We start from the raw sequence: 13,084 nt of genomic DNA on the forward strand, positions 1-13,084 counted from the left end.
ATTGATCGCGGACACCGATTCCACGCTCATCGCGGACAGTGTTCCACGCGATGGCGGACACCCCGGACTGGGATCCTGAGTGACGGCGGGGATGGTAACGCACAGACCTCAGATGAGCGTTTAGTGGCCGGGTGGCGCAGGGGCATCAACGCCCGTTGGCCAGCTTCCTCATGGACTCCCCTTTGAGGGCCAGTTTGTGTGAGCCATGCACGATGCGGTCCAGGATGGCGTCAGCCAAGGTGGGATCATCCAGCCAGGTGTGCCAGGCCGTCACCGGCAATTGGCTGGTGATGAGTGTGGCGCGGCTGCCCACGCGGTCATCCAGCAACTCCAGCAGGTCATTGCGCTCGTGTGCGGCAATGGGGGCAATGGCAAAGTCGTCAAGAATCAGTAGGTCCAGTTTGGCCAGTTGAGCCAGCCGACGGGTGAAGCTGCCGTCCCCGTGCGCCACATGCAGTTCCTCCAGCAGGCGCGGGGCGCGGGCGTAGTAAACCGAGAAGCCCAATCGTGCAGCTTGCTGGCCCAGCGCGCAGGACAGCCAGGTTTTGCCGCAACCGGTGGCACCTGTGAGTAAAACGTTATGCCCGTGGCGTAGCCAGTCTCCGCCAGCCAGTGTTTGGATGGTGTCGCGGCTGAGTCCGCGGTTGCTGCGCCAATCGATGTCTTCCAGGCAGGCTGTGGAGACCTTCAGCCGGGCGGCTTTGAGCAGCCGCTCCTGGCGTTTGCCGTCGCGCCAGTCCAGCTCCCGCTGTACCAGCAACGCAAGGCGTTGGTCAAAGGGGAGTTCGGCAACGTGGATCTGGTTGGCAGGATCCGTCAGGGCTGCTGCCATGCCGTCTAGGCGCAGCGTTCTGAGTTGTTGCAGTGTGTGTTCGTTGAGCATGTTGATTCCTTGTTGAATCGGTGTTTTGTTTGGCGTCTTAGTTAGACGTTATGAATCGGGTTCTTCGATAAACACAGGCCCCTGCCGGGCCTTGTGTCCGGCCTCAGTGGTAGTAGTCGGGGCCGCGCAGGTTTGCGTGCAGGGGCAAACTGGTTTGGGTGGGCAGCGGCGCATCGATGGGACGCTGATCCAGGCCGCACTGCAAGATGGAGGCGACGCTTTTGTAGTTTGGCGCACGAATCGACTGGGCACGCGCGCACGCGGCCTCCAGTCGTTCATGGCCGTACTCCCGGCCCAGGCGCATGAGGCCCAGGCAGGATCGGTAGCCCTGCTCGGGATGGGCGCGGCGCTCCATCTGCCAGCGCACCACGGCGGCAGTGGCCGCACCGATGCCCTCGGCCCAGGTGATGAGCTTGTCCGGCGTCCATTGCAGGTGCGCCCGGTGCGAGGGTGGCATGTGCTCGGGCGCGGTGGAGTGGGCCCCTCGGTGCGGGCTCAGGGCATGGACAGCCACGCGGGCCTGGCCCTCCAGCACCTCCAGCGTGGTGGCCGTGATGCGCAGCTCCACCCGCCGGCCCACCAGGCGGTGGGGGGCGGAGTAGTAATGCCCATCGAGTTCAACGTGATAGTCGATGTTGACCCGCGCGGGCTTGAAGCGAGCGATGGCCATGCGCGTCGCCGGCAAGGGCCCCAGGAGAGGCCGATCCAGGCTGGCAAAGGCGCTGGCACGGCAGCCGGGCAGTTTCTTGAACGGGCGTTGGTTGAGCTCTTGCAGCAGGGCCGCAATGGCTTTGTTCAAGGCGGCCAGGCTGAAGAATTGTTGATGGCGCAGGCGCGCCAGAATCCAGCGCTCGACCACCTGCACGGCCACCTCGACCTTAGGCTTGTCGCGCGGCTTGGCCGGTCGGGCTGGCAGCACGGCCAGGCCGTAGTGGTGGGAGAGCTCATCCAGCAAGCGGTGGCTGGTGGGCTCGTAGCGGTCGGGCCGGATCATGAGCGCACGCGGCTGGTCAGGCACGAGCAGACGGGGCACCCCGCCGATGAACTCCAGCGTGGCGATGATGCAGGCGACCCAGTCGGCGGCCTTCTGGGCCGGCGTGGCGCAGGCATAGGTGTAGTTCGATGCGCCCAGCACGGCCACGAACACCTGCGCCTGGGTGATCTCGCCAGTGGCGGCATCCACCATGGGCACGGTCTGCCCGGCATAGTCCACGAAGAGCTTGTCGCCGGCCTCATGGGTCTGGCGCATGGAGCGCCTCAAGCGCTGGGCCCATTGCTGGTACTTCTCGCAAAAGGCGCTGTACTTGTAGGCCTGGCCCTGGTGTTGTGCTTGGTATTCCTCCCAGAGCAGCTGCAAGGTGACGCCGGGGCGTTTGAGTTCGATGTGAAGTGTGGCGTAGTCGGGCTCCAGGTGGCGGGACTGGCGTGCCACAGCGGGCCGGTAAAGCCGGCCCTGCAGTTCGGCGTCGCTCAAAGCCTGAGCGGCGTTCCAGTCCAGCCCGGCGACGCGGGCATAACTGGCGATCTCACTGACCGTGGATTTGGAGATGCCCAGCGAGGTGCCAATTTGGCGCTGGCTGAGTTTGCCGCTGTGCAGCAGTTGCAAAGTGTGTCGAATCTTGCTCATGGTGACTCTCGGTGTGGGCATCGCTGGGTTCCGGTGAAAAGACCGGGCAGCCTATGCCTCGTTGGAGTCACTCAGGACACAGCCAAAGTGTCCGCCATCAAAATGGAACGCTGTCCGCCATCAGCGTGGAATGGTGTCCGCGATGACGCTGGAATGCTGTCCGCCATCAACGTGGAATGGTGTCCGCCATGGCGTGGAATACGCAGCCAAGCTTTGACCGGCCTGAAGCTTCAGTGTCAGCGCCTACACCCATGACTGACATCGCGTAGCTTGGGTTGCGAGATCACAATTGTCCGGTTGAGAATCTACCTAACCTTGGCTAGCCAGGGGGAATTCCAACAGGCTTGACCCACTAGGCTTGCGTATGCTCGGTACCATCGATACGTTGGCTGCCGACGATCACAAAGCCGCATTCTGTAACGCGGGTCACTACGGCATCTTGAATAGGGCCGAGCAAGGGCGGCTCGCCTTTGCTGTGACCTTGCCCCTCTTCCCCGGAGTTCTTAGCAACCTTGTTACGCGGCTTTATCCTGCTGGGCCGCGTGCCAGTTTTTCTCAAACGTCATGGGGCTGACGTAGCCCAGGGTCGAGTGAATTCGACTGTGGTTGTAGAAGGTCAACCAGGCAATCACTTCATCCTTGGCCTGCCGTTTTGTGCTGAACTTCTGACCGTGTAGCCGGCCCACTTTCAGTCGCCCCCACAGGCTCTCCGTCGGCGCATTGTCCCAGCAATCACCCTTGCCGCTCATCGATGAGCGCATGCCGAATTTCTTCAAGTCGCCTTGAAATTCTCGGCTGCAATACTGGCTTCCGCGGTCGCTGTGGAAAATCAGCCCAGGCGCCGGTCGACGCCGAAACCAGGCCATGCGCAGGGCGTCCGTGATCAGGCTGGTTTGCATATGGTCCTGCATGCTCCAGCCCACCACTTGCCGGCTGTGCAGGTCGACGACCGCCGCCAGATAGAGCCAGCCTTCAGCCGTCTCGATGTAGGTGATGTCACTGGTCCACTTCTGATTCGGAGCCTGCGCCTTAAAGTCCCGCCGCAGCAGATTTGGCGCCACCGGCAGGCTGTGCTTGCTGTCCGTGGTCACAACAAATTTGCGCTGGCCGCGCGCACGAATCCCGTGACGCTGCATCAACTTGCGCACCCGTTCCTTGCCCACTCGATGTCCACGCGCAACCAGCTCCTTGGCCATGCGAGGCCAGCCGTACTCCTGACCCACTTCGCCATGGACTGCGCGGATGTGGGTCAGCACCGCTTCATCGCTCAAACGCGGCGTGGCGGCCTTGCTGGGCCTTCTGGCGGCCTTGGCCTTCTGGTGTTCGAAATAGCCGCTCACGCTCACATCCAGGACCTTGCAGCTCAGGCTAACCGGCCACTGAGTCTTCATTTCTTGAATCCAGGCGTACCTTGCAGAAGATCCTGCGCAAAGTACGCCGCCGCTTTTTTTGCGATGTCTCGCTCCATCGTCATCCGAGCCAATTCGGCCCTCAAGCGCGCTAACTCCATCTGCTCAGGCGTCACAGGCTTGTCGCCGGCTCCGCTCAACTTCCCGTCCTCGCTGAGCCGTACCCAGTTGCTCAGACTGGCCTTGGGTATGCCCAAAATCTGCGCCGTCACCGCGGCCGACTGCCCGCCCTTGACCAGGCGAACCGCCTCCATCTTGAACTCCAGCGTGTACTTGCCACGCACCTGCTTTTGCTGACTCATTTCATCGTTCCTCGCTCTGATTTCATCACGAGCTAAGAACTCCGTTTTTTGGGGACAAGGTCAGCTGTACGTGCGGCGCAGTGAGGCTTAGCGAACAATACGTTCACCGTCACAGCCAAAGGTGAGGGTCCAGTTCTAGACTACCAAGCAGCCGTAGATTGATTTGTTAAGTTCTTCTTTGAGAAGCCTACGGCCTAGTCTTCTTAGCTCAATGACTTCAACACGCATTCTGGCCATTGTTGTGGTCGCCTAGCTCTCTGGATGCGCCAGGTAGTGAATCGCCCCGGGGGCAGTTCAGGGTCAGTTCAAACACAGGGCGATTCATCGTAGATTTACTTGCCAAGGCGTGACCTGTCGTCGCACCAGCCCTTCGCGGTGCCTGCCGCGCAACTCACTCTTGACTGGAATGAGACAAGAAGGAATACGAACCAAGACTTGATCGGCCCGTCAGGAAGCCAAGCACTTCCATCTAGTGCACAGAGCCGTCCCACAAAACAAAGGGGATGTCCGGCGACTGATTGCCGGTGAGGATTTTGCGCGCCCGCTCCTCGATGATTTCGGTGCGGGGCGGCAGCGTTTGCTCATCGGCCTGCTGCGTCAGCGTGCCCCAGCCATCGTCGAATTGCTCGCGCTCGTCCCTGCTGAAGCGGTGCGCCAGCGCCCAAGCCGTGCCGCGGCCTTTCAGGGCCTCGGCAGGCAAATAGATCGGGGGCTGGGCGGGTTTGGGCGGGGTCTGGGGCTTAGGCTTGGCAGGCATACTGTATATTCATACAGTATGGCAATAATGTCCAGCCCAAAAACTCAGTATTCCGCGCCGGCCGGGCTCACATAGTCGGGCGCCAAGTTTTCGAACTTGGTGTGCATGCGCTGGAAGAAGAGCTTGACCGTGCCCACCGGGCCGTTACGTTGCTTGGCGATGATGATCTCGGCCACGCCCGGCTCCTTGCACTCTTCTTTGGTGTAGTACTCGTCGCGGTAGATGAACATGATGATGTCGGCATCCTGCTCAATGGCGCCGGACTCGCGCAAGTCAGACATCATCGGGCGCTTGTCGGGGCGCTGCTCCACGCTTCGATTCAGCTGCGAGAGCGCAATCACCGGGCATTGCAGCTCCTTGGCCAAGGCCTTCAAGCCGCGCGAGATTTCGCCAATCACGGTGGCCCGGTTTTCCTCGTTGCCGCCGTTGCCGCTCATCAGCTGCAAATAGTCGATGATGATGAGGCCAAGCTTGCCGCAAATGCGGGCCTGGCGGCGCGCACGGGCACGCACCTCGGAGGGGCTCAGGCCGGGGCTTTCATCAATGAAGATGCTGGCCTTGCCGAGCTTGTCCACAGCTTCAGACAGGCGGCCCCATTCGTCGTCATTCAAACGCCCGGTACGCAGGCGGCCTTGGTCGATACGGCCGATGGAACCCACCATACGCATGGCCAGCTGAGCGGCACCCATTTCCATTGAGTAAATGACGACGGGCAGCCCTTCGTTGATGGCCACGTTCTCACCGATATTCACCACAAACGCGGTCTTGCCCATCGAGGGGCGGGCCGCCAGGATGATCAAGTCGCCGGGCTGGAAGCCAGCCGTCATGCGGTCCAGATCGAAGAAGCCGGTGCGCACGCCGGTCACGTCTTCGGCGCCGTTCTCGGCCAGCTCGTTGACCCGGTCGATCAGCGCCACCACCAAGTTGTCCATGCTCTGGAAACCCTGACGGCTACGAGAGCCCTCTTCGCCGATGCGGAAGATCTTGCCTTCGGCCTCGTCCAGGATCTGGGTCACGGCGCGGCCTTGAGGCGCCAGGGCCGCGGTCGCGATTTCATCGCTGGCGGTCACCAGCTTGCGCAGGATGGCGCGCTCGCGCACGATCTCGGCATAACGGCGCAAATTGGCGGCGCTGGGCACGCTCTGCGCCAGGGCATTCAGATAGGCCAGGCCGCCGCATTCCTCGGCCTTGCCAATCGAGGTCAGCTCCTCGAACACCGTCACCACGTCGGCCGGTTTGGCCGCATTGATGAGCTTGCCGGTGGCGAGGTAGATCTGCTTGTGTTCGAAGCGGTAGAAGTCGCTCTCGGTGAGCATGTCACCGGCGCGGTCCCAGGCCGAGTTGTCAATCAGCAAGCCGCCCAGCACGCTTTGCTCAGCCTCGATGGAGTGCGGCGGTACCCGCAGGCGGGCGACCTCATCATCGCGGCGTTCGGCGCTGCCGCCAGAGCCAGGCAAGGAAGGCAGGGACGGAGAAGAGAAAGTGGCGCTCATCGGGAGGACTCGGCGGTGGACGGTGCAGTATTTGAGTTGGGCGGCTGACCTCGGGGCCTGTTCCGGCCGCTCAGCTTGCCACAACAGGGCTGTGGACAAGGCTGTGGACAAGACCGGGACAAGCGGGGATAAGTCAGCGCCCCAAAATGCAAAAAGCCGACAGCTTGATCAGCGTCGGCTTTTCCATGCTAACCCAAGCGGGTCAGCACACAGGCGAAATTTCTTTCGCGATCTTCGTTCGCTGATTACTCAGCTTCGCGCTGCACTTGAACGCTCAACTCCACCACCACGTCGGTGTGAGGAGCCACGTTCACGGCGAACTCGCCCACAGCCTTCAGCGGGCCCAAGGGCAGACGGATCTGCGACTTGACGATGGACGCGAAGCCCATCTTGACCAGTGCGTCGGCGATGTCAGCGTTGGTGACCGAACCGAACAAACGGCCGTCCACGCCAGCCTTTTGGCTGATGACAACGGTCTTGCCGGTCAGGGTCTCGCCCAGAGCGACGGCGGTTGCCAGCTTCTCAGCAGCAGCCTTTTCCAGCTCAGCGCGGCGGGCTTCGAATTCCTTGATGGCCGCTTCGGTGGCACGACGTGCCTGGCGAGTCGGGATCAGGAAGTTGCGTGCGTAGCCGTTCTTGACGGTGACGACATCGCCCAGGTTGCCGAGGTTGGCGACTTTTTCAAGCAGAATGATTTGCATAGTGGTCTACTCCTCAGACCTTGTGCTGATCGCTGTACGGCAGCATGGCGAGGAAACGCGCACGCTTGATACAAACAGTCAGTTGACGCTGGAAGAAAGCGCGCGTGCCGGTCAAGCGGGCAGGCGTGATCTTGCCGTTTTCGCCGATGAAATCGCGCAGGGTGTCGATGTCCTTGTAGTCGATCTGCTCAACACCGGTAACGGTGAAGCGGCAGAAACGCTTGCGACGGAACAGCAACGATTGGGTATTGCGCTTGGGCTTCTTGTCCTTGGAGAAGCGACCCTTGCCACGTGGTGGTGCCATTTTGTGACCTCTTTAATTTAATCCGGATTCGAACAATTCCGTGCTCAGGCGGTGGCGCTATTGCTGCTGCATTTCTCAAGGCCGGTGATGTGAAAGATCACACCGCGACCATTGCGTTGGGTGGTCAAAAAGCCTGTGAACAGTGCTTCTCCGCCAAGCCCCAAACTTTGCAGCCGTTTTCCCATCTCACCAATCACCACCGCTTTCAGCTCCATGGCTACTTTGCGGGGTTTGCCTGCTTCTTGAACCTGGGACTCATGCTTCAAGCAGCAGTCCAAGGCCATCAAGCCGGCCGGTGTGTATCGAACCAAACCCAGCTCCGAGAGCTGCGCTTGCAATACCAGATGGTTCAACGCAATGCGATCACTTCAAGCACAGCTGGCCTGATTAGGCCGTCGCGACTTGAGGCGCCTTGCGAGCGTCTTCGCGTTCAACGGTCTTCATCATCACCGACGGGGTTGTCTCGGCCTTGGCCTTGGCAACGGTCAGGTGACGCAACACGGCGTCGTTGAAACGGAAACCGGTTTCGAGTTCACGCAGCGTCTCAACGCTGCACTCGATGTTGACGCACAGATAGTGAGCCTTGGCCAGCTTCTGGATCAGGTAAGCCATTTGACGGCGGCCCCAATCTTCGACGCGGTGCACAGTACCACCACCGGTGGTGATCAGGCTCTTGTAGCGCTCCAGCATGGCCGGAACTTGTTCGCTTTGATCCGGATGGATCAGCAGAACGATTTCATAGTGACGCATAAGTACTCCTTGTGGATTCCAGCCCGCTTGAATGCCGACTGTTTTCAGCCAGCTGCGAAAGCTGTAGAAGCCGTGCCACGGCGTCGACTGACGTGATCACGGCAAGGGGGAACCCGCGATTCTAGCTCAGCTTTAGGGATTCGCCTAGCACTTACTTGCAAGCTCGCCCATCAAACCGGCGGCGGGCTGCGCAGCAGGGCCAGCGTCTGCATCTGCGCCTCGTCCGGCCGCGGCGTCAGCCAGCTCACCAGCACCACCGTGGCAAAGCCTGCGGCAACACCGAACAGGCCCGCCGAAACCGGCTGAATGCCCCACCACAGCTGCACCGGCCCAGGCAAGCCCAGCGCCTCACGCATCCAGGGTGTGGCCACGGCCTGGTAGTAAACGGTGACACCCAAACCCGCCAGCATCCCCGCCACCGCGCCCTGCCGATTGGCACGGCGCCAGAAGATGCCCAGCACCAGCGCCGGGAAGAACGCCGCCCCAGCCACCGAGAAGGCGGCCGCCACCAAGAAAAGAATGTCCGCCGGCCGCTGCGCCGCCACTGCCGCTGCCGCCAAGGCCGTCACCAACAACAAGGCCTTGGACAAGGTGACTCGCCGCGTCATCACCGCCTGCGGATTGACCGTGCGGAAGTAGACATCGTGCGACAAGGCGGCCGAGATGGTCAGCAGCAAGCCATCCGCCGTGGACAAGGCCGCCGCCAGCGCACCCGCCGCCACCATGCCGGACACGACAAAGGGCAGACCAGCCAGCTCCGGCGTCATCAGCATGATGATGTCCGAGCTGATGCGCATCTCACCAAGCTGCAAAACGCCATCCCCGTTGATGTCAGACACCGACAGCAAGCTGGAATCGACCCGGCTCCACTGCGCGATCCAATCAGGCAACTGGCTGAAGGACTGGCCCACCAATTCGGTCAACACTTCGTACTTGACCATGACGGCCAAGGCCGGCGCCGTGAAGTAGAGCAGCGCGATAAAGAACAGCGACCAGGCCACCGACTGGCGCGCCTCGGCCACCGAAGGCGTGGTGTAAAAGCGCGTCAGCAAATGCGGCAAGCCCGCCGTGCCCACCATCAAGCAGAACATCAAGGCCAAGAAATTGCTGCGCGAATCACCAAACTGCTGCTGCTCAGCGGGCGTGCCCGCCGGGTCGCCTGCAAACACCTGCCCCTGCCGCGGCATGCCCCCCAGCGGCTGGGCGCGCGAGTCGTTGAACTGCTTGGCACGCTGCCACTGTTCCTCCGCGTCCAAGGTGGTTTTGGGCAAAGCCGCGCGGCCCTTCTCGGCCGCCTGAATCTCGGCCAGCGGCGCTTCCTGCGCTTTGAGCTTGGCCACCAGCTGCGAGGCATGCAGGCGGTCTTGGGCCAGGGCCACAGGCACATCCTGCAGCTTCTTCTCGTAGTTCGCCGCCTGCTGCGCATACAGGCCGCGCACCTGCAGCTCTTTCGGGTCGTCGATCAGCTCTTGCTCGCGCAGGGTGAGCTTTTGCAACTGATAGCCGTAAACCAGCTGCGGCAAAGGCACCCCGGTTTGCTTGGCACACAACCACACCACCGGCACCAAATAGGCGATCACCAGCACGATGTACTGCGCCACCTGCGTCCAGGTGACGGCCCGCATGCCGCCCAGAAAGGAGCACACCAAAACACCGCCCAAGCCCACAAACACGCCGATCTCAAAGGTCAGGCCGGTCAGGCGCGAGGTGATCAGGCCCACCGCATAGATCTGCGCGACCACATAGATGAAAGAAATAAGAATCGCCGCGGCCGCCCCGATCAGGCGCGGCGCATGGCCGCCATAACGCGCGGCCAAAAAATCTGGAATGGTGAACTGCCCGAAGCGCCGCAGATAGGGCGCCAGACACAGCGCCACCAGGCAAAAACCGCCCGTCCAGCCCAGCACATAAGCCAAGCCCGCATAGCCGGCCAAATAGAGCGTGCCCGCCAGTCCAATGAAGGAGGCCGCGCTCATCCAGTCGGCACCGGCCGCCATGCCGTTGTAGATGGCCGGCACGCGCCGGCCGGCCACATAGTATTCATCGGCATCGGTGGTGCGACTGAACAGGCCGATGACGGCGTAGATGCCCACCGTGGCGGCCAAAAAGCAAAAGCCAATCCAGATCTTGGGCATGCCCAAGTACTCGCACACCGCCAAGCCCAGCACAAACACCACAAAGCCCAAGGTGTACCAGGCATAGATGCGATGCAGGCGCGTCCGCAAGGCGGGCACGGGCGTGGCGGAGGGGGAGGCTTCTTGCTGAGGATTCACGGGAGATCAAAGAAAAGCGAGCCGCCATCATGCGAGCGGCGGCCGCAGGCTGTCGATAGCGAGGAACCCGCGCCCGATATGAAAACAGCCCCTCGCGGGGCTGTTGAGCTTTCAGAAAGCGGCGATTAACGCTTGGCCAGACGCTGCCAAGTCTCGATCACCGAATCCGGATTCAACGAGATCGACACGATGCCCTCGTCGGCCAACCACTCGGCGAAGTCCGGGTGGTCGCTGGGGCCTTGGCCACAGATGCCGATGTACTTGCCGGTGGAGCGGCAGGCACTGATGGCGCGCGAAATCAAGGCCTTGACGGCAGGGTCACGCTCATCAAAGTCGCCAGCCAACTGCTCCAGGCCGGAGTCGCGATCCAGGCCCAGGGTCAGCTGAGTCAGGTCGTTAGAGCCAATCGACATGCCGTCGAAATGCTCCAGGAACTGGTCCGCCAGAATCGCATTGCTGGGCACTTCGCACATCATGATGACGCGCAGGCCATCGGTGCCGCCGGTGGCAGCGCGCTTGAGGCCACGCTCGGCCAGCATCGACACCACGCGTTCAGCTTGGCGCACGGTGCGCACGAAAGGCACCATGATTTCGATATTGGTCAGGCCCATCTCGACGCGCGCGCGCTTCAAAGCCTCGCACTCCATCGCAAAAGCGTCCGAGAACTCGCCGCTGATGTAACGCGAAGCACCACGGAAGCCCAGCATTGGGTTCTCTTCATCGGGCTCGTAGCGCGAACCACCGATCAGCTTGCGGTACTCATTGCTCTTGAAGTCGGACAAACGCACGATCACCGGGCGCGGGAAGAAGGCGGCAGCAATGGTTGCAATGCCTTCGACCAGCTTGTCGACGTAAAAAGCGCGTGGCGAGGCGTGGCCGCGGGCCACGGATTCAACCGCCTTCTTCAAGTCAGCGTCGATGTTCGGATAGTCCAGAATCGCCTTGGGGTGGACGCCGATATTGTTGTTGATGATGAACTCAAGCCGGGCCAGACCCACGCCGCTGCTGGGCAGCTGCGCAAAGTTGAAGGCCAGCTGCGGGTTGCCCACGTTCATCATGATCTTGACGGGGCAGTAAGGCAGCTCGCCGCGATGCACTTCGCTGATTTCGGTTTCCAGCAGGCCGTCGTAGATATAGCCGGTGTCACCTTCCGAGCAGGCCACGGTGACCAGTTGGCCGTCCTTGAGCTTCTCGGTCGCATCGCCGCAACCCACCACGGCCGGGATGCCCAGCTCGCGCGCGATGATGGCGGCGTGGCAGGTGCGGCCGCCGCGGTTCGTAACGATGGCCGCGGCGCGCTTCATCACCGGCTCCCAGTTCGGGTCGGTCATGTCCGTCACCAGAATGTCGCCGGGCTGGACGCGGTCCATATCGGCAATACTCTCCACCAAGCGCACCGGGCCGGTACCGATCTTCTGGCCAATAGCGCGGCCTTCAGCCAGCACGGCGCTGTGACCCTTGAGCTTGTAGCTGTGCTCGACTTGGCCTTCCATCTGGCTCTTCACAGTCTCGGGGCGAGCTTGCAGGATGTAGATATGGCCATCCACACCGTCACGGCCCCACTCGATGTCCATCGGACGCTCGTAGTGCTTCTCGATGATCATGGCGAACTTGGCCAGCTCGATCACTTCGGCGTCGTTCAGTGAGTAGCGATTGCGCATTTCCGGCGCGGTATCCACCGTCTTGACCAGCTTGCCCGAGGCAGCTTTTTCGGCCGGCGTGGCGAACTCCATGCTGATCAGCTTGGAGCCGAGGTTGCGGCGGATGATGGGCAGCTTGCCGCGCGCCAGCGCGGGCTTGTGGACATAGAACTCGTCGGGGTTGACGGCGCCTTGCACCACGGTTTCACCCAGGCCGTAGCTGGAGGTGATGAAGACCACATCCTTGAAGCCGCTCTCGGTGTCGATGGTGAACATCACGCCGGCCGAACCGAGGTCAGAGCGCACCATGCGCTGCACGCCGGCGCTCAGTGCCACATCGGCGTGGGCAAAGCCCTTGTGCACGCGGTAGCTGATGGCTCGGTCGTTGTAGAGGGAGGCGAAAACCTCCTTCATCTTGTGCAGCACTTCTTCGATGCCAACGACGTTCAGGAAGGTTTCTTGCTGACCGGCAAACGATGCGTCAGGCAAGTCTTCGGCCGTGGCGGAGGAGCGCACGGCAAAGGACACGCCGGGGTTCTCAGCGGTCAACTGTGCGAAGGAGGCGCGGATCTGTGCCTCCAGATCGGCCGGGAAAGGCTGCGCCTCCAGCCAGCCGCGGATTTCAGCACCGGCCTCGGCCAGGGCGCGCACATCGTCGGTATTGAGGCTGACCAGGCGCGCTTCGATGCGCTTGTCCAGGCCTTCGTGCTTGAGGAACTCGCGGAAGGCATGGGCCGTGGTGGCGAAGCCGCCCGGCACCCGCACGCCCGAGGCGGCCAGTTGCGAGATCATTTCGCCGAGGCTGGCGTTTTTACCGCCGACCACCTCGACATCCGTCATTCTCAGATTCTCAAAGGGAACGACCAGGGCGGTCGGCTCGTAGCGTTGTGACATGGGAAAGCTCCGGGATGATAAAAAAACGGCGCTCCCGCAATGACGACGCCG

At 61.8% G+C, this 13,084-nt stretch carries 11 protein-coding genes; all 11 read right to left on the bottom strand.

The window, feature by feature from the left end; genetic code table 11:
• Nucleotides 1-145: 145 nt before the first annotated feature.
• Nucleotides 146-883, bottom strand: coding sequence for an IS21-like element helper ATPase IstB (gene istB / locus AT984_RS12345; RefSeq protein WP_058719889.1), 738 nt, complete (start codon nucleotides 881-883; stop codon nucleotides 146-148).
• Nucleotides 884-986: 103 nt separating this feature from the next.
• Nucleotides 987-2,531: an IS21 family transposase gene (istA, locus tag AT984_RS12350; protein WP_058719888.1), complete on the bottom strand. Its 1,545-nt coding sequence runs from the start codon at nucleotides 2,529-2,531 to the stop codon at nucleotides 987-989.
• 494 nt (nucleotides 2,532-3,025) lie between these two features.
• A protein-coding gene (locus tag AT984_RS12355) for an IS3 family transposase (protein WP_156421925.1) occupies nucleotides 3,026-4,221 on the bottom strand; the annotation gives its coding sequence in 2 pieces (ribosomal slippage) (nucleotides 3,026-3,963 and nucleotides 3,963-4,221; 1,197 coding nt in all).
• Nucleotides 4,222-4,690: 469 nt separating this feature from the next.
• Nucleotides 4,691-4,978: a hypothetical protein gene (locus tag AT984_RS12365; protein WP_058720354.1), complete on the bottom strand. Its 288-nt coding sequence runs from the start codon at nucleotides 4,976-4,978 to the stop codon at nucleotides 4,691-4,693.
• Nucleotides 4,979-5,022: 44 nt separating this feature from the next.
• The gene (gene dnaB, locus AT984_RS12370; protein WP_058720355.1) at nucleotides 5,023-6,471 is read right to left on the bottom strand and encodes a replicative DNA helicase; all 1,449 of its coding nucleotides are present in this window, start codon (nucleotides 6,469-6,471) and stop codon (nucleotides 5,023-5,025) included.
• 245 nt (nucleotides 6,472-6,716) lie between these two features.
• A complete protein-coding gene (rplI, locus tag AT984_RS12375) occupies nucleotides 6,717-7,172 on the bottom strand; it encodes a 50S ribosomal protein L9 (protein ID WP_058720356.1) in 456 nt (151 codons plus the stop codon).
• Nucleotides 7,173-7,185: 13 nt separating this feature from the next.
• Nucleotides 7,186-7,476, bottom strand: a complete 291-nt coding sequence (gene rpsR / locus AT984_RS12380; RefSeq protein ID WP_058720357.1) for a 30S ribosomal protein S18 — start codon at nucleotides 7,474-7,476, stop codon at nucleotides 7,186-7,188.
• Nucleotides 7,477-7,520: 44 nt separating this feature from the next.
• Nucleotides 7,521-7,829, bottom strand: coding sequence for a primosomal replication protein N (priB, locus tag AT984_RS12385; RefSeq protein WP_058720358.1), 309 nt, complete (start codon nucleotides 7,827-7,829; stop codon nucleotides 7,521-7,523).
• 34 nt (nucleotides 7,830-7,863) lie between these two features.
• Nucleotides 7,864-8,226 (bottom strand): 30S ribosomal protein S6, encoded by a 363-nt coding sequence (gene rpsF / locus AT984_RS12390; RefSeq protein ID WP_058720359.1) that lies wholly within the window; start codon nucleotides 8,224-8,226, stop codon nucleotides 7,864-7,866.
• Nucleotides 8,227-8,396: 170 nt separating this feature from the next.
• Nucleotides 8,397-10,499, bottom strand: coding sequence for a sodium:solute symporter family protein (locus tag AT984_RS12395; RefSeq protein WP_058720360.1), 2,103 nt, complete (start codon nucleotides 10,497-10,499; stop codon nucleotides 8,397-8,399).
• Nucleotides 10,500-10,624: 125 nt separating this feature from the next.
• The gene (ppsA, locus tag AT984_RS12400) at nucleotides 10,625-13,033 is read right to left on the bottom strand and encodes a phosphoenolpyruvate synthase (RefSeq protein WP_058720361.1); all 2,409 of its coding nucleotides are present in this window, start codon (nucleotides 13,031-13,033) and stop codon (nucleotides 10,625-10,627) included.
• Nucleotides 13,034-13,084: the final 51 nt, after the last annotated feature.

The organism is Paucibacter sp. KCTC 42545, assembly GCF_001477625.1.
GTDB lineage: Bacteria > Pseudomonadota > Gammaproteobacteria > Burkholderiales > Burkholderiaceae_C > Paucibacter_A.